We start from the raw sequence: 19,934 nt of genomic DNA, 5'->3' as shown, positions 1-19,934 counted from the left end.
ACCCGCAGTGCGCAGTCGTATACCGCGCAACCGCCTGCCCCGAAACGGCTGAAACCGGCGTTTGCCAGTTCCATGACTGGTACTCCGATACCATGCTCGATCGCCTTCAGGGGCCGATCCCTTTGAAGTTGGTTGGCTAGGTTCGAAGCCGGGGGCTCATTTGGGCTCCCAGGCGCCGTCTGCAACGCGGCATGCGGCTGAACGACCTTGGATGCGCTCCACCAGCCCCATCACCAGAACGAAAAACACCGGTACGAAAATGATCGCCAGGGTAGCGGTGAGCATGCCCCCTATCACCCCTGTACCAATGGCCTGCTGGCTGGCAGAACTGGCCCCCGTCGCGAACACCAGCGGCACGACGCCCAGAATGAACGCCAGCGAGGTCATGATGATCGGTCGCAGGCGCAGACGCGCGGCGCGGATCGCCGCCTCGACGCGGCCCATGCCTTGCTTGTGTAGGTGCTTGGCAAACTCGATGATCAGGATCGCGTTCTTCGCTGAAAGGCCAATGATGGTGATCAACCCGACCTTGAAGAAGACATCGTTCGGCATGCCGCGCAGGGTCACCGCCAGCACGGCGCCGATGATACCCAGCGGCACGACCAGCAGCACAGCGGCAGGGATCGCCCAGCTTTCGTACAGCGCCGCCAGACACAGGAACACCACGATCATCGAAAGGCCCAAAAGCAACGGCGCCTGCCCTCCGGAGATCCGTTCCTGAAGTGACAGGCCCGTCCACTCCAGGGCGAAACCCTTCGGCAAATTTGCGGCCAGCCGTTCCATTTCTTCCATCGCCTGGCCGGTGCTGTGCCCGGCCGAAGGCTCGCCCGACAGACTCACCGAAGGGTAGCCGTTGTAACGGTTGAGTTGTGCCGGCCCCCGAGTCCAGTTCGCCGTGGCGAACGCCGACACGGGCACCATTCGGCCCTGGCTGTTTTTCACTTCAAGTCGCAGCACGTCTTCGATCTGCTGACGGCGCTCGCCCTCGCTCTGCACAATGACCTGCTGCATGCGCCCCTGGTTGGGAAAATCGTTGACGTAGGCCGAGCCCAGGGATGTGGACAATACGCTGGCAATATCGGCAAAGGAGATGCCCATTGCGTTGGCTTGCACACGATCGATCTCGATGTCGATCTGCGGCGTTTCCGCCAGGGAAGCCTCGCGTACGCTTTGCAGCAACGGGCTGGACGTGGCCTTGCCCAGCAGCTCATCGCGCGCCTGCTGAAGCGCGGCATAGCCTTGCGCACCCCGGTCTTGCAAGCGCACTTCAAAACCGCCGGAGGTGCCCAGCCCTTCCACCGGAGGCGGCAGCAGGCTGAACGCGATGGCGTCCTTCAAGCCGGAAAACACCGCGCTGGCGCGATCGGCAATCGCTTGCGCGGAGTCTTCGGCGGAACGCTGCGACCAGTCCTTGAGGGTGGTGAACGCCAACGCCGCGTTCTGCCCGCTGCCGGAAAAACTGAAACCCAGAATCATCACGGTGTTGGCGACACCGGGCTCCTGGGCATTGTGCGCCTCGATCTGTTTGGCCACGGCAATGGTCCGGTTCTGGCTGGCACCCGGTGGCAGCTGTATGTCAGTGATGGTGTAGCCCTGATCCTCGACGGGCAGGAAAGATGAGGGCAAGCGGTTGAACAGCAAGACCAGGATGCCGACCAGCATCACGAACACCAGCATGTATCGGCCCACTCGGCGCACCGCGCCGCGCACCCAGCCCTCGTAGCGCTCGCTGGCACGTTCGAACCTGCGGTTGAACCAGCCGAAGAATCCCTTCTTCTCGTGGTGGGCACCCTCGGCGATGGGGTTGAGCAGCGTGGCGCACAACGCCGGCGTGAGGCTCAGGGCCAGGAACGCCGAGAAGATGATGGCCACTGCCATCGAGATCGAGAATTGCTGATAGATCACGCCGACCGATCCCGGCATGAACGCCATGGGAATGAACACGGCCGTCAGCACCAGTGTTATGCCGATGATAGCGCTGCTGATCTCGGTCATGGCCTTGCGGGTGGCATCCCTGGGCGACAAGCCCTCCTGCACCATCAAACGTTCGACGTTTTCCACCACCACGATGGCATCGTCCACCAGAATACCGATGGCCAGCACCATGCCGAACAGGGTCAGCACGTTGATGGAAAAGCCGAGCAAAAACATCACCGCAAAGGTACCCATCAGCGCCACAGGTACGACCAGGGCAGGAATCAGCGTGTAGCGGATGTTCTGCAGGAACACGAACATCACCACGAAGACCAGTGCCATGGCTTCAAGCAAGGTGTGGATGACTTTGGTGATCGAGACTTTGACGAAGGGTGAGGTGTCGTACGGAATGTCGTACTTAACCCCGGCCGGGAAGAACTTCGACAGTTCGTCGAGCTTGGCACGCACCTGAGTGGCGGTGCTCATGGCGTTGCCAGCAGGGGCCAGCTGCACCCCTACGGCCACGGACGCATTGCCATCCAGGCGTGTGCCGAAGTTGTAGCTCTGGCCACCGACTTCCACCCGTGCAACATCACCCACGGTCACGTTGGCGCCATTCGGGCTTGCCTTGAGCACGATGGAGGCGAATTCATCCGGCGTGCTCAGCTGCCCCTTGACCATGACCGTGGCCGTCAGCTCCTGATTGGTCGAGCTGGGCAGGTCACCGATGCTGCCGGCCGACACCTGCACGTTCTGCTCGGCGATGGCCTGGCTGACATCGGCCGGGGTCAGCTGGAAGGCCACCAGCTTCTGCGGATCCACCCAGATGCGCATGGCACGCTCGGAGCCGAACAGTTGAGCCTTGCCTACCCCATCCAGACGCTTGATCTCGTTGACCACGTTACGCGCCAGATAGTCGCTCAAGGCAATCTCGTCCAGACGCCCGTCGATCGAGCTCAACGTGGCGATCATCAGAAAGCCCGCGGAAGTTTCTTCGATCTGCAGGCCCTGTTGCGTCACGGCGCGGGGCAAGCGCGGTTCTACCACCTTCAAACGGTTCTGCACATCGACCTTCGCCAGCTCAGGGTCGGTGCCCGGCTGGAAGGTGATGGTCAAGGTCGCCGTACCCTGGCTACTACTGGAGCTGAAATACAGCAGGTGATTGACCCCATTGAGCTCTTGCTCGATCAGACTGACCACGGTTTCGTCGATGGTCTGCGCCGACGCGCCCGGGTAGGTCGCCGTCAGCTCGATCTGCGGCGGAGCCACACTGGGGTACTGCGCCACCGGCAGGTTGGGGATGGCCAACAGGCCGGCCAGCACGATGAACAGCGCAATGACCCAGGCGAACACCGGACGGTCGATGAAGAACGGAGCCATCAGCGTTGTTCCCCGGAATCGGTCCCATTGCCCACGTCCTGCACAGTCACCGCCATGCCGGGTTGAACATGCTGCAAGCCCTCGATGACAACCCGCTCGCCGGCGCTCAACCCGTTCTGCACGATCCAGCGATGGTCTTTGACGCCATTGACCTCGATCTCGCGCTCTTGGACCTTGCCTTGGGCATCGACGATCAGCACGATCGCCTTGCCCGCCGCATCACGCTGCACGGCGCGCTGAGGCACGGTGATGCCGTCCGCATCATGGGCCTGATCCAGTTGGACGCGGATGAAGCTGCCCGGCAACAGCAATTTCTGTGGATTGGGAAACTCGCTGCGCAAGGTGATCTGCCCAGTGCTTTGATCGACCGCCAGATCCGAGAACAGCAGCACGCCCTTGAGTGGGTAAGGCGTGCCGTCCTCCTGGATCAGGGTGGCGCTTATCTGGGGCTTCGCTAACGCCTGCAGCCGTCCACCCTGCAGTGCCTTACGCAACTGGCTGATCTGCCGCGTTGACTGGTTGATGTCGGCATAAATGGGTTCAAGCTGCTGAATCGTGGCGAGTGCGGTGGTATCGCCCTGCCCCACCAGTGCCCCTTCGGTGACCAACGCCTTGCCGATACGTCCGTGGATGGGCGCGGTCACCGTGGCATAGCCCAGATTCAAGCGGGCCCTCTTCAACGTCGCACGTGCTGAAGCAACGTCGGCTTCAGACTGCAGAAAGCCCGCACGGGCGTTTTCCGCCTCCTGGCGGCTCACTGCGTTTATCTTCACCAGCTCTTGGTAGCGCTCGGTTTGCAAGCGGGTCTGGTAGAGATTGGCCTCGGCTTTTTTCACACCGGCTTGCGCACTCTCGACTTCGGCTTGCAGAGGCTCCGGGTCGATGAGAAACAGCACGTCGCCCTGCTTCACGTCGCTGCCCTCGCGGTAGACACGCTTGAGGACGATGCCTGCGACCCTGGCACGAACTTCGGCCGTGCGCGGGGAAACCAGACGCCCGTTCAGTTCGGTGGTGAGCGTCAGCGCTTCGGGCTTTACCGATTCGACGGTCACTGCGGGCGGCGGTGCCTGTTCAGGCGCCGCAGGCTCGCCACACGCAGCCAACAGCAGAAAACCAAGGCATGACAACAGGCGACAGCAAGCAGGACGAAATGGCGAAGACATGATGGGGTTCCCTGAAAGGTCGCCCATGCTAGCGGCACTTGCCCTCGACACTTGTAAAGAAGTGTTGGAAGTTGTTAAGGAGTGTCAAGCCACCGCACTGCCGACGTCTTCGTTGGTTATGCTATCGCTTTCCAAGCTGGCTGAATCGACATGACTAGAATCCTGCTGGTGGAGGACGACGAAGCGCTGGCCGAGCTGATCGCGAGTTATCTGCAACGATCCGACTACGACGTCAGCGTCGTTCATCGCGGCGACCACGTTCTGGCCGCCATGCGCCGGCACGCGCCTGATCTGGTCGTACTGGACCTGATGATTCCAGGCATCGATGGGCTGCAGGTCTGCCGCCTGATCCGTCAGGACAACGCTGAACTGCCGATCATCATGTTGACCGCCCGTCACAACAGCGACGACCAGATCCTGGGATTGGAAACGGGCGCCGACGACTATGTCGCCAAGCCGTGCGAGCCGCGCGTGTTGCTTGCGCGGATTCGCACGTTGTTGCGGCGCAGCGCCCATGCCGAACACGCCAACGAAGCCAGGCTGATCGTGCTGGGGCAACTGACCCTGGACCTGGCGGAGCGCCAGGTTCAATGGCGCTCGCAACGGGTCGATCTGTCTTCCGGGGAGTACAACCTGCTGGTTGTCCTGGCTCGGCACACCGGTGAAGTCTTGAGCCGCGAACAGTTGATCCATGAGCTGCGGGGCATCGAGTTCAATGGCATCGACCGGTCGGTCGACGTAGCCATCTCGAAGTTGCGCCGCAAGTTCGAAGAAAACCCAAGCGACCCCCAGCGCATCAAAACGGTATGGGGCAAGGGCTACATGCTGAGTCGACGCGAGTGGGACGAGTAACTCTGCAGACCCTGCGTTTTTCTCACCCTTCGAGTTCGATCGACCATGTTCAAGATGCTGACCCGCCTTTACCTGATCTTGCTCGTGACCTACGGGCTTGCGCTCTACATCGTTCCCGAAGCGGTGCTGAAACTGTTCGACGAGCGTAATTTCACCTACAACATGGAAGAAGCCAGGGGGCCATTGAAGCTCATTCAGCAGCGTTTCCTCGCTGTTCCGGAGACGGCCTGGGCTGACGTCGAACAGGCGCTTCAGGCGGATTTCGCTCCGTTGGAACTGCACCTGATCAGCACTGACGATCCTCGCCTGAGTGCCAAAGAGGTGACTGACCTGACCCTTGGACGCAACGCAGTGCGGATGGGCTTCTATGGCGAACTGGGCACCGCGCTGACGCCGCTGTCCCGGCGCGTGGCGGTCGAGGTCATCTGGCCGGACCCGCCGGTGGATATCAATGCGATGTACTGGCTGATGAACATTCTCATCGGCGCGGCGCTGCTGGGTTGCCTGCTGATATGGGTGCGCCCGCACTGGCGCGATCTGCAGCGCCTCAAGCTCACCGCAATACGCCTGGGCCAAGGCGACCTTGGGGCAAGAACGCAGATATCGCAACACTCCAACATCGGCGAGCTTGCGCAGGTCTTTGACAAGATGGCCCAGGACATAGAAGCGCTTCTCACCCAGCAGCAGGACCTGCTCAACGCGGTTTCCCATGAGCTGCGCACGCCGCTGTCCAGGCTCGAGTTCGGCATGGCGCTGATTCGCTCGGATGAGTTGGCGCCCTCCACGCGCGTCAGGCTCGACCAAATGATCGGTCACGTGAGAGAGCTCGACGCCTTGGTCGGCGAGCTGTTGTCGTATACCCGCTTGCGGTCACCTTACGAGCGCGCCAACCTGGAGGCCGTGCATACCGCGGCGTTTCTGGACAGCGTGTTGATCGGATTCATCGAAGAGCAGGAGCGGCGCGGCGTGGATCTGCTCGTCGATACCGCGCTGGCCGCGGATCCGTTCGTGTTCGATCCCAGGCTGACCGCCCGTGCCCTGCAGAACCTTGTCGGCAATGCCTTGCGCTACTGCCAGCATCAGGTGCGGGTGTCGGCGATGACCAGCCAAGACCGCGGCCTGGTGATCCGCATCGAAGACGACGGCATAGGCATCCCGGCCAGTGAACGAGCGCGAATCTTCGAACCTTTCTATCGCATGGACCGCAGTCGCGACCGTGCCACGGGGGGCTTCGGGCTTGGCTTGGCGATCAGTCGGCGCGCCATTCAATGCCAGGGCGGCGAGGTTACTGTCGACGTATCGCCATTGGGCGGCAGCCGCTTCGATATTCATCTGCCCCATACCTCGCCACGCAAGCATGGCGCTGTCACAGTCGATGCCGCATAATTCCCCGATTCGTTTTCGGGAGGCAGTGGGGCGCATTCGTAGCCCCTCCTAGATCAATGGCTCATATTCTCTACGGCATCAAAGCCTGCGACACCATGAAAAAGGCCCGCACCTGGCTCGACGAGCATCAGGTGGCGTACGCCTTTCATGACTACAAGAGCGCCGGTATCGACCGCGAGTGCCTGGCCCGCTGGTGCGACGAGCACGGTTGGCAGGTGCTGCTGAACAAGGCCGGTACCACCTTCCGCAAGCTTGGCGACGAACAGAAGGCCGACATCGACCAGGCCAAGGCCATCGAGCTGATGCTCGCCCAGCCGTCGATGATCAAGCGCCCGGTGTTGCAGCTTGGCGACAAGACCGTGATCGGCTTCAAGCCTGATATCTACGCAGCGGCCCTTGCCTGACGCGGGCCCGCACTTATTCTGCACGAGGTAATTCCATGTCCAATTCCCTGTTCAGCCTGGCCTTCGGTGTCGGCACGCAAAACCGTCAAGGCACCTGGCTGGAAGTGTTCTATGCACAGCCGTTGACCAACCCGTCCACCGCACTGGTCGATGCCATCGCTCCGCTGCTGGGTTACACCGGCGGCAACCAGGCCGTCGCCTTCAGCAACACCCAGGCCTCGCAGCTGGCCGAGGCGCTCAAGCACGTCGACCCGGCCCAGGCCGCCCTGTTGACCCGCCTGGCCGAGAGCCACAAGCCACTGGTCGCGACCCTGCTGGCCGAAGACGCCGCGTTGACCTCCACGCCCGAGGCGTACCTGAAGCTGCATCTGCTGTCCCATCGCCTGGCACAGCCACACAGCCTGAACCTGGCCGGCATCTTCCCGCTGCTGCCCAATGTCGCCTGGACCAGCCAGGGCGCGGTCGACCTGGCCGAACTGGGTGAGCGTCAGCTGGAAGCACGCCTGAAGGGCGAACTGCTGGAAGTGTTCTCGGTGGACAAGTTCCCCAAGATGACCGACTACGTGGTGCCGGCCGGTGTGCGTATCGCCGACAGCGCGCGCGTACGCCTGGGCGCCTACATCGGCGAAGGCACCACCGTCATGCACGAGGGCTTCGTCAACTTCAACGCCGGCACCCAAGGCCCAGGCATGATCGAAGGCCGTGTCTCGGCGGGCGTGTTCGTCGGCAAGGGCTCGGACCTGGGCGGCGGCTGCTCGACCATGGGCACCCTGTCCGGTGGCGGCAACATCGTCATCAAGGTGGGCGAAGGCTGCCTGATCGGCGCCAATGCCGGTATCGGCATTCCATTGGGCGACCGCAACACCGTCGAAGCCGGTCTGTACATCACGGCCGGCACCAAGGTGGCGCTGCTCGATGAACAGAACCAGCTGGTCAAGACTTTGAAGGCACGGGACCTGGCCGGTCAGCCCGACCTGCTGTTCCGTCGCAATTCGGTCACCGGTGCCGTGGAGTGCAAGAGCCACAAGTCGGCCATCGAACTCAACGAAGCGCTGCACGCTCACAACTAAGTGGCGATATCGGGCCCGGCATCCCTGCCGGGCCTTTTGCCTGGGGTCTTCGACCATGCTCCATGCCTCCCCCTGGCGCTCTGACTTTCCAGCCATCGCCGCCTTGCACCAGCAGCAGCAGATCTACCTGGACAGCGCTGCAACTGCGCAGAAACCGCAAGCCGTGATCGACGCCATCGGCCACTACTATGGCCACGGCGCGGCCAACGTACATCGCGCCCAGCACCTGCCGGGGTCATTGGCTACCCGTGCGTTCGAAGCCAGCCGCGAGAAGGTCGCACGGTGGCTGAATGCAAGCGCTGCCGAGCAGATCATTTTTACCCACGGCGCGACCAGTGCGCTGAATCTGCTCGCCTATGGCCTGGCCGAGCAACTGCAGCCCGGCGACGAACTGGTGATCAGCGCCGCCGAACACCATGCCAACCTGCTGCCCTGGCAACAGCTGGCCAAACGTCGTGGCCTGCCATTGCGGGTGCTGCCGCTGGATGCCAGTGGCGTGGTCGACCTGCAAGCGGCTGCGCAGATCATCGGCCCACGTACCCGGCTGCTGGCAGTGACCCAACTGTCCAACGTCTTCGGCGCGTGGCAACCGCTGCCGGAACTGCTGGCGCTGGCGCGTGCGCAAGGCGCGATCACGGTGGTGGATGGCGCCCAGGGCGTCGTCCATGGACGCCATGATGTCGAGCGCCTGCAGTGCGATTTCTATGTGTTCTCCAGCCACAAGCTGTATGGCCCGGACGGCGTCGGCGTGCTGTATGGCCGGCGCGAGGCCTTGCAGAAGCTGGCGCACTGGCAGTTCGGCGGCGAAATGGTGCATCACGCCGATTACCAAAGTGCGAGTTTCCACCCTGCACCCCTGGGCCATGAAGCAGGCACCCCGGCCATCGCCGGTGTGATCGGACTGGGCGCGACCCTCGACTACCTCAGCGGTCTGGACGCCCAGGCCGTGGCCGCACACGAAGCGTGCCTGCATGCGCAATTGCTGGCTGGTCTGCAGGCGCGCAGCGGTGTGCGCTTGCTCGGCACGCCGCAGATCGCGCTGGCCAGCTTCGTCGTTGAAGGCGTACACAACGCGGATCTGGCGCACCTGCTGACCGATCAAGGCATCGCCGTGCGCGCCGGGCATCACTGCGCCATGCCTTTGATGAAGCACCTTGGGTTGTCTGGCGCCATTCGTGTGTCCTTGGGTCTGTACAACGACTCAGGCGACCTGCAACGGTTTTTCGAGGCACTGGACAAGGCGTTGGAGATACTGACATGACCCTCAACCCACAGGCTGAAGACGCACTTCAGGCGTTCAAGCAGGCCGCCGGTTGGGAGCAGCGTGCGCGTTTGTTGATGCAGTGGGGCGAGCGTCTGGAACCGCTTGGCGATGGGCAGAAAGTGGACGCCAATCGTGTGCATGGGTGCGAAAGCGTGGTGTGGTTGGTGGCTGAGCAACAGGGCGAACGCTGGCACTTCAAGGCCGCCAGTGATGCACGGATGATTCGTGGCTTGCTGGCGCTGCTGCTGGTGCGGGTCGAGGGGCTGGATTCGCAGGCGCTGCGCGAGCTGAACCTGGGCGATTGGTTCGAACAACTGGGCCTGGGGCGGCAGCTGTCGCCCTCGCGCAGCAATGGGCTCAATGCGGTGTTGAAGCGGATGAGCGAACTGGCGTGAACCAGCGGGTCGGGTGGGGATTTGTTCGCGGCCGCTGACCGCTCCCNCAAACCGATTCACGCCTTGACCCTATCCGCCGGACGCCGCACCCCAGCCACGATCTTGTCGACCGCCTTGGTCGCCGCCACCATGCCAAAGGTCGCCGTCACCATCATCACCGCCCCGAACCCTCCAGCGCAGTCCAGCTTCACACCGTCACCGACGAAACTCTTCTGCAGGCAAATGCTGCCATCGGGCTTGGGGTACCGCAGCTGTTCGGTAGAGAACACGCAGGGCACGCTGTAGTGGCGCGTGACCGTGCGTGAAAACCCATAGTCGCGACGCAAGGTCGAGCGCACCTTGGAGGCCAGTGGATCGTTGAACGTCCGGTTCAGGTCGCAGACCTGGATCAAGGTCGGATCGATCTGTCCGCCGGCGCCCCCGGTGGTGATGATCTGGATCTTGCGTCGCTTGCACCAAGCGATCAGCGCGGCCTTGGCATTCACGCTGTCGATGCAGTCGATCACGCAGTCGATGTTTGGCGTGATGTATTCGGCCATGGTGTCGCGAGTGACGAAATCCGCCACCGCGTGCACCGTGCAATCGGGATTGATGCCGCGCAGCCGCTCGGCCATCACCTCGACCTTGGGCTTGCCCACGGTGCTGTCCAGCGCATGCAACTGCCGGTTGGCATTGCTGACGCAGACGTCGTCCAGATCGAACAGCGAGATCTCCCCGACCCCGGTGCGGGCGATCGCTTCCGCCGCCCACGAGCCGACGCCACCCACACCGACGATGGCCACGTGCGCATCACGCAGGCGCTGCATGCCCTCCAGGCCATACAGGCGGGCAATGCCGGCGAAACGCGGATCTTCTGTACTCATCACACGGCACCTCAAAAAACCGGCGCGCAGTATACACCACCGCCAATGTAGGAGCGGTCATCGGCCGCGAAGGACGCACCGCGGTTCGCCTGATACACCGCGCCGCCCTTTTCGCGGCCACGGACCGCTCCTACGCGAGGGAAAACGTTAATATAGCGCCTGACCGTCATTATCCGAGGTGAACCCCATGAGTTCGTCCACACCCCATACCGCCAAGCTCGATCGCATTCTCGCCGATGCCCAGCGCGAGCGCGAAAGCGGCTATCGCGACAAGGCCCTGCGCATGTACCCCCACGTGTGCGGCCGCTGCGCCCGCGAGTTCGCCGGCAAGCGTCTGAGCGAGCTGACCGTGCACCACCGCGACCACAACCACGACAACAACCCCCAGGATGGCTCCAACTGGGAACTGCTGTGCCTGTACTGCCACGACAACGAGCACTCGCGCTATACCGACCAGCAGTACTACGCCGAAGGCTCGACCAGCAGCCCGACCATCGCCAAGGCGACCCACAACCCCTTCGCGGCCCTGGCCGGATTGATGAAAAAAGACTGAGCGAGCACGTGGCCAACAAACGGTACAGCTGCATCGGGTTGTTCAACCCCAAATCCCCGGAAAACGTCGGCTCGGTCATGCGCGCCGCCGGTTGCTACGGGGTCAATTCGGTGTTTTACACCGGCAAGCGCTACGAGCGTGCGCGCGACTTCGTCACCGACACCAAGCGGGTTCACTACGACATTCCGCTCATCGGCATCGACGACCTGCAGAAGATCATCCCGCTGGGCTGCACCCCCGTGGCCGTCGAGCTGGTCGACGGCGCACGCCCGCTGCCCGAATACACCCACCCGGATCGCGCCATCTACATCTTCGGCCCCGAGGACGGCAGCCTCGACCAAAGTGTGCGCGACTGGTGCGAAGACACCATCTACATCCCCACCACCGGCTGCATGAATCTGGCCGCCACGGTCAACGTCGTGCTTTACGACCGCCTTGCCAAGGGCAACAACACGCGCTCCGGGCCCAAATTCAAATAAGCCGATGGAACAGCGTGAAGATTTGGCAGTCAGCTTGTTATCACTGCCCTATCAGGAGATTCACCATGAGCGACAGCAAAACCGTGGACGTCATCAAATCCGTTACCCAGCCCGACTACCATAACGTCAAGGGTTGGGAACGCGCCGGCTCGCTGCTGGTGGGGGTCGTCTCGATCGGCAAGGGTCTGCGCCGCGGCGGGATCTTCGGTCTGATCCAGGTGGCCATTGGTGGCGCGGCCCTGGCCCGCGGCTGGAGCGGGCACTGTGCGGCCAAGTCACTGGCCGAGAAAGGCCGCAGCGATCTGGAAGAGATCCGCAACAAGATCGAACGCGCTGGCGAAGATCTGCTGAACCTGAAGAAAAATGCCGATTCGGCGACCGACACCGCTACCGTGACCGGCGAAGACCCGGCTGTAACGCCAAAGGTCTGAGTACTTCGAGCGTCAAACGCGCTCCTCTGCACGTCATGCTGCAGCGGGGCGCAGCTTTATCTGCCGAGGAGCCCGCGCCGAGAATCAGCCCGCCCGAAAGATCAGATAGTCTTCCCAATCGTCTTCGTCGACATCCTTCTCGCTGACCATTTTCCCGGACTGCGAAATACGCTGTTTATGCACCTGTTCGCGGTCACCGCAAACCAGATGGTGCCAAAGCGGCAGGTCCTGCCCCTGGCTGACAAGTCGATATCCACAGGTCGGTGGTAACCACTTGAATTGGTCGGCCTGGCCCGGCGTCAGCTGGATACAGTCCGGCACGAAAGACTTGCGCCGCGGATAGTCGCTGCACTGACACGTCTTGAGATCGAGCATCTTGCAGGCCACACGCGTGTAGTAAACGCTCTCGTCGTCTTCGTCCTCGAGCTTCTGCAGGCAGCACAGGCCACAGCCGTCGCACAGGGACTCCCACTCGAGCGGATCGAGTTGCTCGAGCGTCTTGCGCATCCAGAAGGGTTCGACGATGGCAGCCATGTGACCGAGAGTCCTGTACGAAATTGACGGCTCAGGCGTGGGCAGTACCTGAAAGGGCCGCCAGTCTAGTGCGCCCTGCAGCGCGGGCCAAGCCCTGGCGACTGCCGGTAAGCTTCACTTGTCAGGCGCGATCGATTCGCAGTAGTTTTTACCCCCTGCCCTCCATCACCCTTCAATCAGGAATGCCATGAGCGCCAATCCCCGCATCGCCGACTATGCCATCCACGAGCAATTCATCAATCGCTGGTCGCCGCGCGCGTTCGAGCCGGTCGAGATCGAACAGGACACCCTGCTCAGCTTCTTCGAAGCCGCCCGCTGGGCCGCCTCGGCGTACAACTCGCAACCCTGGCGTTTTCTCTACGCGCGCCGCGGTACGCCGAACTGGGAGCGCTACCTGGGTCTGCTCAATGAATTCAACCGCTCTTGGGCGCAGCACGCGTCGGCCATCGTGATCATCGCCTCGAAGACCACCTTCACCGCCCCCGGCGCCACCGAAGAATCACCGGCGTTGTGGCACACCTTCGACACCGGCTCGGCCTGGGCCCACCTCGCGCTGCAAGCCAGCATCAGCGGCTGGCACACCCATGGCATGGCCGGCTTCGACCAGGATAAAACCCGTGAAGAGCTGAAGGTCCCCGCTGAATACGCGCTGCACGCCGCCGTGGCCATCGGCAAGCTGGGTGACAAGGCTACCCTGGCCGAGTACCTGCAAGGCCGCGAACTGCCCAGCCCACGCCTGCCGTTGAGCCAGCTGGTGGCCGAAGGCGATTTCACGCTGTAAGCCAACCCGTAGACCGATGGGGCGGCAGACTCTGCGCCGCCGCCCCTGACCCACTCAATACCCGCGCGCGAAATCCACTTCGCCGCGCAACGCCTTGCCGTCCTGCCACGCCTGCAGGTTTTCAACGAACAGCTCGACCATGGCCGGTGGCGAGGTAGGCGCTGCGCTGTGGCCGGTGAGCAGCAAGCCCCAGGCCGTCCAGAACGGGTGTTTGACCGGCAACGGCTCCTGACGACAGACGTCGATCACCGCCCCAGCCAGGTGCCCTTCCTTGAGCGCCTCCACCAGATCGGCATCCACCACCGCCACGCCACGCCCGGCATTGATAAACAGCGCCTGCGGCTTGAAGCGCTTGAACAGCGCGGCGTCGAACAGATCGTGGGTCTGCACGGTGTCGGGCAGCAAATTGATGACGTAGTCGGCCTCTTCCACCAGACGCCCGAGCTCATCGAGCGGCGCCACCTCGACGAACGGTGACAACTCCCTTGCAGTGCTGGCCACACCTATCAGCGTGACGCCGAAGGGTTGCAGGAACCTCGCCACGGCCTGGCCGATCTCGCCGACGCCGACAATCAGCACGCGACGCCCGGCCAGACTGCAACCGGGGCGCGGATCCCACTTGCGCTCGACCTGGCTGACCAACCGCGCCAGCACTTCGCGCTCATGGCCCAGCATATAGGTCAGCATGTACTCGGCCATGACCTGGCCGAATATGCCCACGGCGCGGGTCAGACGATAGGCACGCGGCAGGCCGTCGCCCAAGAGCGGTGTGATGCCCGCCCACGTCGACTGTGCCCATTGCGGCGTCGCGCCGGTGCGCAGCAGGTTGACGAACAGGTCCGGCTGGCCGAGCCAGACCGGGCAGTCCGCCGCCAGCCGCGCCAGCTCGGCGGGGTCGCCGCTGGTTTGTACATTCAAATGGGGAGCAGCTGCGCCGAGCAACTTGGCGTAAACGGCATAATCGTGTTCGGCGATCAGAACGCGGGTCATTGCGAGGCCTTGGTCAAGACAGCTGCGCGACCCCGTATCGGCAGGGCGGCAGCAGGCAGGGTTGGTCAGATAAAGAGAGTCAGATAGGGTCGTTGCGGCGCAGCAGCTCTTCGGGAAGATGCTCGATGTACTCGTCTTCGGCAGGCGGCATCTGCAGGTGGTAACCCTGTGTTTCCAAATGCTCGAGCACCAGGTTGATGTCTTCGCGCGCCAGGGCACGTTGCGGGCTGAGCACCAGATCGAAGGCGTGCACCGGTTTGCCGAACACACCCAACAGCCCTTCGGGGACGCGCTCCAGCGCATCGCTCTTGAGCACATAGAGGTACATCTCGTTCTTGCGCGGGCTGCGGTAGATCGAACAGATACGTTTCATGGCTGGTCTCCAGCGGTGGCCAGGCTGTCGAGCAGGGCCTGCCCCATGCGCTCGCGTCGCCATCCACGCAGCGAATCGGGCAATTGATAGGGGCCGTCGGGGTAGCCCGTCTTGAGCAATGCCTCGAGGGTCTTCTTGCGCAGCATCAGCTCGGGCGCCATGTTCAGACGCTCGGCCTCACGCTGGCCAATCGCACGCAATTGCTTGAGCACGGCCGACGCTTCGATCGGCAACGGCTCGGGCAGCACCGCGGGCCACTGCTCGGGCGCAACACTGGCCGCAGACTTGATCAACGCCAGGATCTGCTCGCCATCCTGGCGGACGGTGCGCGGATGCATGTCTTCGATCTTGGCCAGCGTCTGCAGGTTGTCCGGTTGCAGTTTGGCCAGCGGCCACAGCGACTGCTCGCGCACGATGCGGTTGCGTGGCAGGTCGCGCGCACGGGCTTCCCGTTCGCGCCAGGCACATAGCTCGCGCAATACCGCCAACTGCGCGCGTGACAGTTTCCATGCCAGCTTGGCGTCACGGTACAGCTCGTCGGGGTTCACTTCGCGGCGCAGCTGTGCCACCAATTCGGCGCCGTCTTCGAGCACCCAGGCGTACTTGTCGTCGGACAGCTGCGGGCGCAGCTTTTCGAACACTTCGGCCAGGTGCACGGCATCCTCGGCAGCGTAGCTGACCTGAGTGTCGGACAGCGGTCGCTGCAGCCAATCCGAACGCGTCTCACCCTTGGGCAACTCGATGCCCAGCACTTCCTGGACCAGGCGCGAATAGCCCATAGAGAAACCAAGATTGAGGTAGGCAGCGGCCAGCTGGGTGTCGAACAGCGGCGCCGGCAGGCTGCCGGTCAGGCGCAGCAGCACTTCCAGGTCTTCGCTGCAGGCGTGCAGTACCTTGATCACCGCCGGATTTTCCAGCAGTTGGGTCAGTGGCTGCCACTGGGTGATCGACAGAGGATCGATGAGGAAAGCGCTGGCGCCATCACCGATCTGCAACAGCCCTGCGATGGGGTAGAAGGTGTCGACCCGCATGAATTCGGTGTCGAGGGCAACGTACGGCAAGCTCTGCCAGTGGGCGCAATGCTCAGCCAGGCTGGCATCGTCGCGAATCCAGTGAATATCGATGGCCACAAGGCTCTCCCACGAATAATGGCGCGCAGTATATATCGGCCCTGCTTCCACGGGGACATCCATGCGTGCCTGCGGTCGTTAATCCGGCGAGCACCTGTTGCGGGCACATGCATTGAACGATCTGCCCCCAACGGGGGGTCGAACCTAGGCATCGGGTCATTTTCCATGGCCCATCATTCTGTCCACCCCACCCAGAGGTGTCGAGATGCCGGTAAAACACAACCTGTTCGCTGATTTGCAACAGAGCAAGGAAGAAGTCGAAAACCGCGCCAAGAGCGACGATCGGCTTAGCCAGCTACTGACCCAGTACCATGTCAGCGACGCCGACGTGGTCAAGGCCGAAGACCGCGCCGCGCCGGACGACGAGGTCAGAAAGCTCAAGGAAAAACGCCTGCTGATCAAGGACAAGATTGTCCAGCATCTGGGCTGACCCTACCCATCTCAGCGGCGCATGCGCGCCGCCTCCCGCCGCACCGATCCTGCACGGTTCACAACGTCGACGATTCGCGCTTCAGGTCTGCATGCCGGAAAGGCTTGGTAGCTCCGGACAGCGACGTGGCCACGTGATCGAGCCAGTGCTCGGCAGTGAATTTTGGCGCAGCCCCCGCGAGCATGATCAGCATCAGGCCGGGCAACAGCTTGGCCGGCCCCAGGGGTTGCAGGTTCCAACGCTCCAGCACCAGCAAGAATGCAAAGGCGGCGCTACCGCCAATCAGTGCGCCCATGATGGCCTCCGCCATCGGGTGGATCACATTGCCCACCAGCGTCGCGGCGAACCATACCCCAAAGCCGATACCCGCCAAGGCTGCTGGCCAGCGCAGGTACGGGTGAACCTGCCGCGCCAGAATGCTCGCCAGCACCGGCACCATCAGGCAGGCATTCATCGCATGACCGCTGAACACCGCAACATTCAACGATGGCAGGCCGATGCCCCAGCCCTTGAACAGGATCTTGCTGGCACCCACCAAGCCATAGGCGCACAGCACCGTCAGCAACCACACCGTACAAGCCGGGCGTGAACCGGCCAACCACAACCAACCGGCAATCACCAGCGCAATTGGAAACATCACGGTGATAGCACCGTATTCCAACAACATGCATCACTCCTTCAAAATCGAACAGGCGGCGCCAGGCGTGAAGCCCGGCGCGACGTCAAAGCGTCTTGTTGAGCGTTATACGCGAGATATCATTCACCGCGATGTACTTCTTGGCATTCTTCGACACACGCATGCAGCCAAATACCAGTACGTAGGCACCGGCCAGGTCCTCCAGTTCATGGATGGGGAAACGCTGGGTGAAATCATCGACCAGCGAACCGTCGACCACCACGCTCAGGTCCTGCCGCCCACCGGTGTTGAGCCACAGGCTCGGTGGCTGATCGCCCGACTGCGCTGCATCGGACACCAAGCCCCAGTAACCGCGCATGCGCTCCAGCTCATCGAACTCGGCACGGGCGAACGGCACGAAGAAATCGCGCACCTTGAACAGCCCGCTTTCCACCGAAATCAGCTGCTCGGAGTGACGGAAGTCCTCGCTTAGAATCAGGTTCTTCAACAGCGTGCTCAACCGGCGCTGGCGCGTCTGCGCCCCTTGGGCGGGATGTCCGCCACTGTGCCGGCCCACTCCGTAGCCCGGCTCGGCACCCTCCTCTACCCCGTAGTGACGCAGCGGCGCACCGAAGGCAAAGTCCACCTCGATGCGCTCGCCACGATTGACCACATCATCCTGCTCCAGCGTATCGCCCCGATACGACTCGCTTTGCGGGCCGCCCATGTCGCAGAAGTCGGCATGCGGCCGCGCGCCGAAACACGACGCCTGGCCACTGCGAGCCGCCTTGCGATAGAACCCCGGCCCCAGGCAACGCGGACACAGCAGATTGCGCCGCATGACAGCCACGCAATTGGGGCTCAGTGCCTCGAATCCGGCGATGTCGTAAACGGTGTTGTTGATGGTGCACAAGGCGACGTCCATGCAGCTCTCCGGCTCAAGCGTTTGGTGAAGGAAAGCCGGAGGTTGGCAGCGGGTGGGGTGGGGCGATAGGCGAAGAGGGGATTTTCAGATTTGTCCTACAGGGTTTCTTCAATGCGGCGTATGTATGCCGGAGGGCCTGAGTAGCGAGCCGGTACCCGGCTCACCCTGGACGCAGGTATGGGCGGTCGGACCCATGGAAAAAAGGTTCGCCAGACCGCTTTTCAGGCCTTGGCAATCTCTGGCGCCAGCAGCCATTCGGCACTGTCATTCCAGACGTCCATGCGCACTATCTTGCCATTGCGTACCTCGAACCGATCCAGATAACGATTACCCGAGAAACTCCGGCCATCAGCCCATTCGCCGAACAGTGTGCCGTTCGAATACACCACGGTGTGATCGCCGCGATCCATCCAATCGAAGTTACCCAAGGCTTTTTTGACCCAGGCGTAACGTGAACCGTTGAACGCAGTGATTGCCTGGGGATTGGGCATCACCCGCCCGCCGGTGAAGGTGATCTGCACATCCTCACTCATGAACGTCGCAGCGCGGACCGGATCCGGAGCCATCGAAGCCTCGAGGAAACTGCTAACAATCTGTACGTCTTCGTTCATCTCAATCATTGCCATGACTCCTGAATCAAGGGAAGCCCGCTAACCAGGCATGCCTCTGCCTGGTGCGGGCCGCTTTATTTTGGCGCGTAAACAGGCGCTCGAATGGATAGGTGAGCCGTTTCCAAGGATGTAACGACTGGCACCCTACTTGCTAGCAATAAATATGCAAATGCTAGCAATCAGGAGAGTAAACCATGGCCACCTGGCTTCCAAACCTGCAACGTCTGCTGTTCCCCGTGGCTGCGGCAGCCACTCTCAACCTGGCAATGGTCTTGGGCGCGCACGCGGCCGAACCGCCGATCAAAGTCGGTCTGGTAGCCGCCCTCTCGGGTCAATCGGCCAAGTCCGGCGAAGCCCTGACGCGCGGCCTGAGCATGGCCATCAATGAGGTCAACGCCCGCGGCGGCGTGCTTGGCCGTCAGTTGGAGTTGGTGCGTCGTGATGACGAAAGCAACCCCTCCAAAGGTATGCTCGCCGCCCGCGAGCTGGTCCAGCGCGAGAAGGTCACCGTGCTGTTCGGCGGCTTGGACACGCCGGTTTCTCTGGCAATCGTACCGCTGGCCAATCAGCTGAAAGTACCGTTCATGGGCATCTGGGCGGCAGGTACGAAGATCACCGAGAACGGCGCGGCAGATAACTATGTGTTCCGTGTCTCTGCTGTCGACGAGCTGGTGGACGAGGCGCTGGTGCAATACGGCGTCGCCAACGGCATGAAAAAGCCGGGCATGATCCTTATCAATAACCCATGGGGCGAATCCAACGAGGCAGGTTTCAAACGTGCCCTGGAAAAACGCAGCCTGGCCAATGCCGGTGTCGAGCGCATCCAGGACAGCGATCTGGATGTGGTTCCGCAACTGACGCGCTTGAAAAACGCCGGTGCGGACACTTTGCTGATGGTCGGCAATGTGGGTCCATCGGCGCAGGTCGTGAAGTCTCTGGACCGCATGGGCTGGAACGTCCCGGTGGTTTCCCACTGGGGACCGGCCGGTGGTCGCTTCGGCGAACTGGCAGGCCCGAATGCGTCCAAGGTGCATTTCATCCAGACCTACGTGTTCACTGAACACAACGGCGCCAAGGGCGATGCATTGCTGGCCGCATTGAAAACAGCCTACCCGCAGATCAAGACCGTGGCCGACGTGACCCCGGCAGTCGGCATTGCCAATGCGTACGACGCGCTGCATCTCGCCGCGCAAGCCATCGAAAAGGCCGGCAAAACGGACGGCCCGGCCGTGCGCGATGGTTTCTACGCAATCACCGACCATGACGGCTTGATCAAGCATTACAAGCAGCCGTTCAGCGCCTCCAAGCATGATGCCCTGGGGCCTGACGACTATATCTTCAGCCACTTCGTCAACGACCAGATCGTACCGCTCAAGCCTCAGGAGTAAGC

22 protein-coding genes are annotated in these 19,934 nt (G+C 62.4%); 12 read left to right on the top strand and 10 right to left on the bottom strand.

Translation table 11 applies throughout. The annotated features are described in order from the left end of the window. Nucleotides 1-156 precede the first annotated feature (156 nt). Together IFT98_RS19055 and IFT98_RS19050 are read right to left on the bottom strand one after the other, a co-directional pair. The gene (locus IFT98_RS19055) at nt 157-3,294 is read right to left on the bottom strand and encodes an efflux RND transporter permease subunit (RefSeq protein ID WP_192051106.1); all 3,138 of its coding nucleotides are present in this window, start codon (nt 3,292-3,294) and stop codon (nt 157-159) included. Continuing rightward, nucleotides 3,294-4,457, bottom strand: a complete 1,164-nt coding sequence (locus IFT98_RS19050; protein ID WP_192051105.1) for an efflux RND transporter periplasmic adaptor subunit — start codon at nt 4,455-4,457, stop codon at nt 3,294-3,296. Before IFT98_RS19050 ends, IFT98_RS19055 begins: the two co-directional genes overlap by 1 nt. Nucleotides 4,458-4,607: 150 nt before the next feature. Between IFT98_RS19050 and IFT98_RS19045 the strand changes: the two genes are divergently transcribed. The 6 genes from IFT98_RS19045 to IFT98_RS19020 are packed head-to-tail and all read left to right on the top strand — an operon-like array spanning nt 4,608 to nt 9,828. Next, nucleotides 4,608-5,309 carry a response regulator transcription factor gene (locus IFT98_RS19045; RefSeq protein ID WP_192051103.1) on the top strand — a complete coding sequence of 234 codons (702 nt, stop codon included), beginning with the start codon at nt 4,608-4,610 and terminating at the stop codon, nt 5,307-5,309. A gap of 45 nt (nt 5,310-5,354) precedes the next feature. Further along, on the top strand, nt 5,355-6,695 hold the full coding sequence (locus tag IFT98_RS19040; protein ID WP_192051101.1) for an ATP-binding protein: 1,341 nt from the start codon (nt 5,355-5,357) through the stop codon (nt 6,693-6,695). Between the two features lie 56 nt (nt 6,696-6,751). Next, nucleotides 6,752-7,099 (top strand): ArsC family reductase, encoded by a 348-nt coding sequence (locus IFT98_RS19035; protein ID WP_192051100.1) that lies wholly within the window; start codon nt 6,752-6,754, stop codon nt 7,097-7,099. Nucleotides 7,100-7,134: 35 nt separating this feature from the next. Next, complete coding sequence (gene dapD / locus IFT98_RS19030; protein WP_192051098.1) at nt 7,135-8,169, top strand: 2,3,4,5-tetrahydropyridine-2,6-dicarboxylate N-succinyltransferase; 1,035 nt, start codon at nt 7,135-7,137, stop codon at nt 8,167-8,169. Nucleotides 8,170-8,224: 55 nt separating this feature from the next. After that, a complete protein-coding gene (locus tag IFT98_RS19025) occupies nt 8,225-9,430 on the top strand; it encodes an aminotransferase class V-fold PLP-dependent enzyme (protein WP_192051096.1) in 1,206 nt (401 codons plus the stop codon). Further along, nucleotides 9,427-9,828: a SufE family protein gene (locus IFT98_RS19020; RefSeq protein ID WP_192063058.1), complete on the top strand. Its 402-nt coding sequence runs from the start codon at nt 9,427-9,429 to the stop codon at nt 9,826-9,828. Before IFT98_RS19025 ends, IFT98_RS19020 begins: the two co-directional genes overlap by 4 nt. A gap of 56 nt (nt 9,829-9,884) precedes the next feature. Here IFT98_RS19020 and tcdA read toward each other — a convergent pair whose 3' ends face one another. Beyond that, entirely contained in the window at nt 9,885-10,691 is an 807-nt protein-coding gene (gene tcdA, locus IFT98_RS19015; RefSeq protein WP_192051094.1) for a tRNA cyclic N6-threonylcarbamoyladenosine(37) synthase TcdA, read from the bottom strand. 187 nt (nt 10,692-10,878) lie between these two features. On the opposite strand from tcdA, the gene IFT98_RS19010 reads away from it, so the two are divergent. The 3 genes from IFT98_RS19010 (at nt 10,879) to IFT98_RS19000 (ending at nt 12,154) form a co-directional block, all read left to right on the top strand. Continuing rightward, the gene (locus IFT98_RS19010; protein ID WP_043185061.1) at nt 10,879-11,244 is read left to right on the top strand and encodes a YajD family HNH nuclease; all 366 of its coding nucleotides are present in this window, start codon (nt 10,879-10,881) and stop codon (nt 11,242-11,244) included. A gap of 8 nt (nt 11,245-11,252) precedes the next feature. Continuing rightward, nucleotides 11,253-11,723: an RNA methyltransferase gene (locus tag IFT98_RS19005; RefSeq protein WP_049862310.1), complete on the top strand. Its 471-nt coding sequence runs from the start codon at nt 11,253-11,255 to the stop codon at nt 11,721-11,723. 65 nt (nt 11,724-11,788) lie between these two features. Next, on the top strand, nt 11,789-12,154 hold the full coding sequence (locus IFT98_RS19000) for a YgaP family membrane protein (protein ID WP_122795132.1): 366 nt from the start codon (nt 11,789-11,791) through the stop codon (nt 12,152-12,154). Nucleotides 12,155-12,238: 84 nt separating this feature from the next. Here the strand turns inward: IFT98_RS19000 and IFT98_RS18995 are convergent, their stop codons facing one another. Then, entirely contained in the window at nt 12,239-12,688 is a 450-nt protein-coding gene (locus IFT98_RS18995; protein WP_122476635.1) for a YcgN family cysteine cluster protein, read from the bottom strand. 187 nt (nt 12,689-12,875) lie between these two features. Between IFT98_RS18995 and IFT98_RS18990 the strand changes: the two genes are divergently transcribed. Then, nucleotides 12,876-13,469 carry a nitroreductase family protein gene (locus tag IFT98_RS18990; RefSeq protein ID WP_122795133.1) on the top strand — a complete coding sequence of 198 codons (594 nt, stop codon included), beginning with the start codon at nt 12,876-12,878 and terminating at the stop codon, nt 13,467-13,469. Between the two features lie 54 nt (nt 13,470-13,523). On the opposite strand, the gene IFT98_RS18985 is transcribed toward IFT98_RS18990, so the two are convergent. From IFT98_RS18985 to rnd, 3 genes are all read right to left on the bottom strand, one after another. Next, entirely contained in the window at nt 13,524-14,459 is a 936-nt protein-coding gene (locus IFT98_RS18985) for a D-2-hydroxyacid dehydrogenase (protein ID WP_192051092.1), read from the bottom strand. A gap of 79 nt (nt 14,460-14,538) precedes the next feature. Further along, nucleotides 14,539-14,832, bottom strand: a complete 294-nt coding sequence (locus IFT98_RS18980) for a YcgL domain-containing protein (protein WP_192051091.1) — start codon at nt 14,830-14,832, stop codon at nt 14,539-14,541. Continuing rightward, nucleotides 14,829-15,962, bottom strand: coding sequence for a ribonuclease D (rnd, locus tag IFT98_RS18975; RefSeq protein WP_122795135.1), 1,134 nt, complete (start codon nt 15,960-15,962; stop codon nt 14,829-14,831). The genes IFT98_RS18980 and rnd overlap by 4 nt, the downstream gene beginning before the upstream one ends. Nucleotides 15,963-16,167: 205 nt before the next feature. Here rnd and IFT98_RS18970 point away from each other — a divergent pair, with 205 nt between their 5' ends. Further along, nucleotides 16,168-16,392 carry a hypothetical protein gene (locus IFT98_RS18970; RefSeq protein ID WP_192051090.1) on the top strand — a complete coding sequence of 75 codons (225 nt, stop codon included), beginning with the start codon at nt 16,168-16,170 and terminating at the stop codon, nt 16,390-16,392. Nucleotides 16,393-16,450: 58 nt separating this feature from the next. Here IFT98_RS18970 and IFT98_RS18965 read toward each other — a convergent pair whose 3' ends face one another. From IFT98_RS18965 to IFT98_RS18955, 3 genes are all read right to left on the bottom strand, one after another. Continuing rightward, on the bottom strand, nt 16,451-17,059 hold the full coding sequence (locus IFT98_RS18965) for a hypothetical protein (RefSeq protein ID WP_244651023.1): 609 nt from the start codon (nt 17,057-17,059) through the stop codon (nt 16,451-16,453). Between the two features lie 55 nt (nt 17,060-17,114). Further along, nucleotides 17,115-17,933 carry a hypothetical protein gene (locus IFT98_RS18960; RefSeq protein ID WP_192051089.1) on the bottom strand — a complete coding sequence of 273 codons (819 nt, stop codon included), beginning with the start codon at nt 17,931-17,933 and terminating at the stop codon, nt 17,115-17,117. A gap of 221 nt (nt 17,934-18,154) precedes the next feature. Further along, on the bottom strand, nt 18,155-18,553 hold the full coding sequence (locus IFT98_RS18955) for a nuclear transport factor 2 family protein (protein ID WP_122714066.1): 399 nt from the start codon (nt 18,551-18,553) through the stop codon (nt 18,155-18,157). A 185-nt stretch (nt 18,554-18,738) separates the two neighbouring features. On the opposite strand from IFT98_RS18955, the gene IFT98_RS18950 reads away from it, so the two are divergent. After that, nucleotides 18,739-19,932: an ABC transporter substrate-binding protein gene (locus IFT98_RS18950; protein ID WP_192051088.1), complete on the top strand. Its 1,194-nt coding sequence runs from the start codon at nt 18,739-18,741 to the stop codon at nt 19,930-19,932. The last annotated feature ends 2 nt before the right edge of the window (nt 19,933-19,934 follow it).

The organism is Pseudomonas sp. CFBP 8770, from assembly GCF_014841705.1.
In the GTDB taxonomy this organism is placed as follows: Bacteria; Pseudomonadota; Gammaproteobacteria; order Pseudomonadales; family Pseudomonadaceae; genus Aquipseudomonas.
This window is presented reverse-complemented; position numbering and strand designations above follow the sequence as displayed.

Excerpts from the sequence above, each read along its gene's own strand:
- IFT98_RS18950 (WP_192051088.1), top strand. The coding sequence starts at position 18,739 with ATGGCCACCTGGCTTCCAAACCTGCAACGTCTGCTGTTCCCCGTGGCT.
- IFT98_RS18985 (WP_192051092.1), bottom strand. The coding sequence starts at position 14,459 with ATGACCCGCGTTCTGATCGCCGAACACGATTATGCCGTTTACGCCAAG.
- IFT98_RS19000 (WP_122795132.1), top strand. The coding sequence starts at position 11,789 with ATGAGCGACAGCAAAACCGTGGACGTCATCAAATCCGTTACCCAGCCC.
- IFT98_RS19010 (WP_043185061.1), top strand. The coding sequence starts at position 10,879 with ATGAGTTCGTCCACACCCCATACCGCCAAGCTCGATCGCATTCTCGCC.
- dapD (WP_192051098.1), top strand. The coding sequence starts at position 7,135 with ATGTCCAATTCCCTGTTCAGCCTGGCCTTCGGTGTCGGCACGCAAAAC.
- IFT98_RS18990 (WP_122795133.1), top strand. The coding sequence starts at position 12,876 with ATGAGCGCCAATCCCCGCATCGCCGACTATGCCATCCACGAGCAATTC.
- IFT98_RS18955 (WP_122714066.1), bottom strand. The coding sequence starts at position 18,553 with ATGATTGAGATGAACGAAGACGTACAGATTGTTAGCAGTTTCCTCGAG.
- IFT98_RS18980 (WP_192051091.1), bottom strand. The coding sequence starts at position 14,832 with ATGAAACGTATCTGTTCGATCTACCGCAGCCCGCGCAAGAACGAGATG.
- IFT98_RS19025 (WP_192051096.1), top strand. The coding sequence starts at position 8,225 with ATGCTCCATGCCTCCCCCTGGCGCTCTGACTTTCCAGCCATCGCCGCC.
- IFT98_RS18995 (WP_122476635.1), bottom strand. The coding sequence starts at position 12,688 with ATGGCTGCCATCGTCGAACCCTTCTGGATGCGCAAGACGCTCGAGCAA.
- IFT98_RS18960 (WP_192051089.1), bottom strand. The coding sequence starts at position 17,933 with ATGGACGTCGCCTTGTGCACCATCAACAACACCGTTTACGACATCGCC.
- tcdA (WP_192051094.1), bottom strand. The coding sequence starts at position 10,691 with ATGAGTACAGAAGATCCGCGTTTCGCCGGCATTGCCCGCCTGTATGGC.
- IFT98_RS18970 (WP_192051090.1), top strand. The coding sequence starts at position 16,168 with ATGCCGGTAAAACACAACCTGTTCGCTGATTTGCAACAGAGCAAGGAA.
- IFT98_RS19055 (WP_192051106.1), bottom strand. The coding sequence starts at position 3,294 with ATGGCTCCGTTCTTCATCGACCGTCCGGTGTTCGCCTGGGTCATTGCG.
- IFT98_RS19040 (WP_192051101.1), top strand. The coding sequence starts at position 5,355 with ATGTTCAAGATGCTGACCCGCCTTTACCTGATCTTGCTCGTGACCTAC.
- IFT98_RS19045 (WP_192051103.1), top strand. The coding sequence starts at position 4,608 with ATGACTAGAATCCTGCTGGTGGAGGACGACGAAGCGCTGGCCGAGCTG.
- IFT98_RS18965 (WP_244651023.1), bottom strand. The coding sequence starts at position 17,059 with ATGTTGTTGGAATACGGTGCTATCACCGTGATGTTTCCAATTGCGCTG.
- IFT98_RS19050 (WP_192051105.1), bottom strand. The coding sequence starts at position 4,457 with ATGTCTTCGCCATTTCGTCCTGCTTGCTGTCGCCTGTTGTCATGCCTT.
- IFT98_RS19035 (WP_192051100.1), top strand. The coding sequence starts at position 6,752 with ATGGCTCATATTCTCTACGGCATCAAAGCCTGCGACACCATGAAAAAG.
- IFT98_RS19020 (WP_192063058.1), top strand. The coding sequence starts at position 9,427 with ATGACCCTCAACCCACAGGCTGAAGACGCACTTCAGGCGTTCAAGCAG.